This window comes from Polaromonas sp. P1_E1_2 (assembly GCF_056406035.1).
In genome coordinates, this window is record NZ_JBFUAZ010000429.1 from 1 (window position 1) to 3782 (window position 3782).

Genomic DNA, 3782 nt, shown 5'->3' on the forward strand with positions numbered 1-3782 from the left:
GCACTACACCGAGCACGCACGCCGTGTGCCCGGCCATGGACGCAGGAACGGCAAAGGCATGAAAGCTGGCCCAATGCGCGAACATCTCAGCCAGCTCCCGGCTCATGCCGGGCAATCTGGCCCCAGCAGTCTTCAAACACCATGTCGGCCAGCGGGGCACGGCGCGCCCACTTTTCAGCCTGCAGCATGGGCTGGTCATAAAAGGCCTGGACCGGGCCCAGACACAACACCGCAATCGGCTTGCTGCCTTCAGGCATCTGCAATAGCCCGCCCAGCTGCTGCGGGTCAAAAATCGAGACCCAACCCATGCCAAGGCCCTCGGCACGGGCGGCCAGCCAGAGGTTCTGGATGGCGCAGGCCGCCGAGGCCAGGTCCATTTCGGGCAGGGTGCGACGGCCAAAGACATGCTGTTCGCGCCCCGGTGGCAAGGCCACGACCAACACCTCGGCAGCATCGAGCACGCCCTGCACCTTGAGCTTCATGAACTCGTCTTCGCGCTCGCCCAAGGCCTGGGCCGTGAGCACACGTTCCTGCTCAATCAGCCCATGAATACCTTCGCGCAAGGGCCGATTGCGCACGCGAATAAAGCGCCAGGGCTGCATGAAGCCCACACTAGGCGCGTGGTGCGCGGCCGAGAGCAGGCGCTGCATCACATCGTCCGCCACCGTGCCGCCGCTGAAGTGGCGCATGTCGCGCCGCTCGAAGATGGCACGGTAGACCGCCTGTTGCTCGGTGTCGCTGAAGGCGTGGCCGGGTCGGGCCGCATCGGCCGGGCCCGCCCCGACGGCGGAGACAAAGCCCGTCACACCATTCACTKAGGAGCTTGCACCGCACCCGCTACGGGTACGTCTGCACGCTGCAGTACCACCAGCAAAGCCGGACGCACCCAGCGCTGGAAGGCCAAACCACTGACCAGACCCAGGCTCACCCAGAACGACAAAGACACCCAGGTTGTGGCCCAGATGAACTGCGTGCCGAGTTGTTCCAGAGCGGCATGGGCTTCGGGGCCAAAACCGGCCAGGGCATCACCTTGAAGCTTGGGCGCACCCACCACAAATGGCAACGCCAGCAAGGCTGCGGACACCAGCCAGCGCCAGGATGCGCGCACAAAACCGGCTATGGCGCAGGCACCCGCCGCACTGCTCACTGCCAGCACCCACCAGACCTGGCGGGCCTGCAGCGGCGCGGCTTCCATGCCGGGTACTTCCGCATGCAAACCCAGCGAAGGCCAGAGGTGAAAGCTCAACCAGCCAGCTGCAGCCACCACGCCGGCCAGGCGCAGTGAAGCCACCACGCCACCGCGTTGTGCGTCACGTTTGTAAAGCCACACGCCCATCACCGCAAACACCAGCAGCGCCATGCTGAAGGCGTGCAGCATGTTGGCCACCCAGGTCCAGCCAATGCGCTCGGCGCCGTTCGCGGGTTCCCATTCCTTGGCAACGCCGTGCTCATGCGCATGCGGCGCCGTACCTTCGGCATGCACGTGGGCAGCGGGAGCGGCGGCGGGCGCCGGAGCCTCTGCCTTTTGCTCCTCGTACACCTCGGCAGCCAGAATCAGCGGGGCGGCTTGCCAGCGCTGCACGCCGGTTTGCACGCTACCCACCACCACGGCAGTGGCCAGCGCCGCCCAGATCAATCGTTGAAAAACCATAGCTGTCTCCCGGTGAAAGTGCTGCTCAGTGGCAGGGTTTAACGGTGATGTGGCGCACATCGTGCGCGGCGTTGTGGGCCAGCGGGCTCTCGGCAAAAGCCACGCCGTACAGCACCACCAGGCCCAGCGCGGCGGCGCCCAGCAGCGGGCGCAGCACGGCCAGGCCGGGATTCAGGGTGTGAGAAGGGTTGTGGGTCAGCGTCGTTGGTTCAGTCATGGCGTTCTCCTTGGGGTAAGTGGGAAGGTGGGTGGTGAAAAAAACAAACTTAGTGCATTTGGCCGCTCATGTCGAGCCCAGGCCGTTCAAACCAACAGGGGGCAATCGGGCAAGGATACCGCTGCGCAGGCGATCGGGCCGTGCGTTGCGGGCCAGGTTGCCGTCGGCACTCTGCACGTGCAGTTGCGCGCAGGCAATCACCTGGGCTGCGGTCTCGGCATCGGGGGCCAGGTCGCCAAAGTAGTAGCTGAATTTGCCCCGGGCTTGCAAGGTCACGGTGCAGGCGCGGGTGCAGCCGCTCATGCACGCCTGGCCGCGCACCTGCAGGCCCTTGTGCAGCCCGGTGTCCAGCTCACACACCAGCAGCGCTTCCTGAACCGCTTCGAACAAGGCCAGGCCATGGGCGGGCAGCTCACGCGATGCGCCCGGCGGGCGGCAGGTGGTGCAGACAATGATTTCGGTGTCGGACATGACGATCTTTTACGGTTGGTAATCCGGAGCCATGGCCAGGCGGTGCTCCGCGCCCCAGCGCATGGCCCAGGCGGCACAGCGGCCCAGGTTCTTTTTCGGATCGTCAAAATCGACAATCACCAGATGCTGCGGGGTCAACGGCGCCTGCGGTTGCTCCAGCGTGCGGCCGTCGGTCAGCAGCCACAGCCAGCACTCCGTGAGGCCGTTCTTGCGCAGCGTGCGTTGCAGCAGGCGGTCAGCCTGAAACAGCGCCTCGGCCAGCGGCGTGCCACCGCCACCGCCCACTGGGCGCAGGCGCTGGCTGCCGGCGGCACGCGCGCGGCCAGGGGGCAGCAGCAGCTCCACACCCTGCCCGCCAAAGCGCAACAGCGCCACATCGTCGCCCTGCCGCGCGGCCTGCTCAATCATGAAGGCCGCATGGCCCTTGGCCAGCGCCAAGCGGCCGCGCTGGCGCATGGAGCCCGAAGTGTCGAGCACGATGCAATGCAGGCGACTGCTGCGCAGCGCCACGGGCTGGTGGCGCAGGTGTTCGCGTTGAAGCGGCGCAGGCCCCTTGGCCACCACCGTAGGCAGCCAGGCAATGGCCGTGCTGCGCTGCGGCGCGCTGTGGGCACGTGCCATGGCGCCTGATGAAGGAATGCGTTGGGGTGGAGGCCACCGCCAGCTGCCAGGCCCGTTGCGCGGGCGGCGGCTGGGGTGGCCTAGGCTTTTTTTGGCGGCCACCCGGCTATCGCGTGGACCTTGGTGGTGCCTTCGGGCTGGGCAGGCAACGCGCCCCAGTCGCCTTGGGGCGCAGGCGGTAAAGATGACGCAGACGGCTGGTCTTGCAAGCGCTCTGGATTGTTTGTTGGTTGGGATGATCCGTTGCTATTTCGCGGTGCCTGCCCCGCACTGCCCTCGGGCCGGCGATGTGCCAGCGCCAGCTCGGCCACCGCGTCCACATCGTCCACGGTCACTTCGCTGCGCCCTTCCAGCGCTGCCAGCGCACGCGCGGCGCGCAGCATCACCAGGTCGGCACGCATGCCGTCCACGCCTGCCGCCATGGCGCAGGCCGCTGCATGGTGCAGCACCGCGTCAGGCCAGGCCAAGCTTGGCAACGCAGCACGGGCCGCCACCAGCGCGGCACTGAGCGCGCGTTGTTCTTCCGCATGCTGCGCGCCCAAGGCCCCGGGGGTTTCATCAAAACCCAGGCGCGCGCGCAGGATGGCGGTGCGCTCTGCAGCATCCACCGGATTGGCCAGCGCCACCGACAGACCAAAGCGGTCCAGCAGTTGCGGGCGCAGCTCGCCCTCCTCCGGGTTCATGGTGCCCACCAGCACAAAACGTGCGGCATGCTGCTGTGAAATGCCGTCGCGCTCTACCGTGTTGACACCGCTTGCGGCCACGTCCAGCAGCGCATCCACCAGCGCGTCGGGCAGCAGGTTGACTTCGTCTACATAGAGC

The 3782-nt window shown here is 66.9% G+C and carries 6 protein-coding genes; all 6 read right to left on the reverse strand.

All coding sequences use genetic code 11. The features are described from left to right. Positions 1-86: 86 nt before the first annotated feature. The gene (gene bluB / locus AC1D1P_RS17250) at positions 87-806 is read right to left on the reverse strand and encodes a 5,6-dimethylbenzimidazole synthase (RefSeq protein ID WP_477673819.1); all 720 of its coding nucleotides are present in this window, start codon (positions 804-806) and stop codon (positions 87-89) included. 5 nt (positions 807-811) lie between these two features. Next, positions 812-1651 carry a CbtA family protein gene (locus AC1D1P_RS17255; RefSeq protein ID WP_477673815.1) on the reverse strand — a complete coding sequence of 280 codons (840 nt, stop codon included), beginning with the start codon at positions 1649-1651 and terminating at the stop codon, positions 812-814. 25 nt (positions 1652-1676) lie between these two features. Beyond that, entirely contained in the window at positions 1677-1868 is a 192-nt protein-coding gene (locus AC1D1P_RS17260) for a CbtB domain-containing protein (RefSeq protein ID WP_457280507.1), read from the reverse strand. Positions 1869-1934: 66 nt separating this feature from the next. Continuing rightward, positions 1935-2339, reverse strand: coding sequence for a DUF1636 family protein (locus AC1D1P_RS17265; RefSeq protein WP_477673816.1), 405 nt, complete (start codon positions 2337-2339; stop codon positions 1935-1937). 9 nt (positions 2340-2348) lie between these two features. Beyond that, positions 2349-2960 carry a vWA domain-containing protein gene (locus AC1D1P_RS17270; protein ID WP_477673817.1) on the reverse strand — a complete coding sequence of 204 codons (612 nt, stop codon included), beginning with the start codon at positions 2958-2960 and terminating at the stop codon, positions 2349-2351. An 80-nt stretch (positions 2961-3040) separates the two neighbouring features. Then, a partial coding sequence (locus tag AC1D1P_RS17275; protein ID WP_477673818.1) for a magnesium chelatase ATPase subunit I occupies positions 3041-3782 on the reverse strand: 742 nt, incomplete at its 5' end.